This window comes from Vibrio sp. 03_296 (assembly GCF_002265885.1).
Window position 1 is genome coordinate 1 of record NZ_NPKW01001280.1, and the last position, 465, is coordinate 465.

At 40.9% G+C, this 465-nt stretch carries 1 pseudogene; it reads right to left on the reverse strand.

The window, feature by feature from the left end:
• Nucleotides 1-172 precede the first annotated feature (172 nt).
• Nucleotides 173-465 (reverse strand): annotated as a pseudogene (gene tuf, locus CIK04_RS31555) (elongation factor Tu); the annotation flags it as partial.

The window sequence follows — 465 nt, forward strand, 5'->3', positions numbered from 1 at the left end:
AATGGATAATCATTCTCATTACCACAATAAGTAATGCGTGTTTTAGACTATTTGTTTATTAAGACGAGCTAATGTTTTATATAAACGAAAAGAGGAAGCCAAAGCTTCCTCTTTTCTTGTGCGCTGTTCTTCAAATTGAAGAAGAGTGCAAGATTTCGTTTAATTCAAAGAATTATGCGAAGATCTTAGCAACAACACCAGCACCAACAGTACGGCCACCTTCACGGATCGCGAAACGTAGACCTTCGTCCATCGCGATTGGAGAGATTAGCTCAACAACCATTTGGATGTTGTCACCAGGCATTACCATTTCTACGCCTTCTGGTAGAGAGATATCACCAGTTACGTCAGTTGTACGGAAGTAGAACTGTGGACGGTAGCCTTTGAAGAATGGAGTGTGACGACCACCTTCATCTTTAGAAAGTACGTATACTTCTGATTCGAACTTAGTGTGTGGAGTGATTG